This is a genomic window from Pseudomonas sp. SH10-3B (assembly GCF_019891415.1).
In the GTDB taxonomy this organism is placed as follows: Bacteria; Pseudomonadota; Gammaproteobacteria; order Pseudomonadales; family Pseudomonadaceae; genus Aquipseudomonas.
Genome location: NZ_JAFLXD010000151.1, coordinates 1 through 298 on the forward strand (window position 1 = coordinate 1; position 298 = coordinate 298).

At 59.4% G+C, this 298-nt stretch carries 1 protein-coding gene; it reads right to left on the minus strand.

Going from position 1 to position 298, the window contains the following annotated elements; all coding sequences use genetic code 11:
- Nucleotides 1-298, minus strand: a 298-nt coding sequence (locus J1G35_RS30755; RefSeq protein ID WP_223016892.1) for an RHS repeat domain-containing protein, incomplete at both ends; no start/stop codon positions are given.

A 298-nucleotide genomic window follows, 5' to 3' on the forward strand; every position in this document is an offset into this window, starting at 1 on the left:
TGTTCGGCGGTGAGGCGGTTTTGTTGATCGTATTCGTAGGCCAGCGCCCAGTGGCCGTCGTCGACGCTGAGGAGGTTGCCCTGGCGGTCGTAGGCATATTCAACAACGCTGGCGTCGGGCAGGGTTTTTCTGACGAGGCGTCCGGCGTGGTCTCGCTCGTAACGGGTAACGAGCTGACTGCCATCGTCACCGTGTTCGATTTTTTCCTGCAGGTTGCCGTTGAGGTCGTAGGCATAAGCCGTACGCTGCCCGTCAAACCCGGTTTCCTGCTGGATCAGGCCGTTGGGGTGATAAGCAA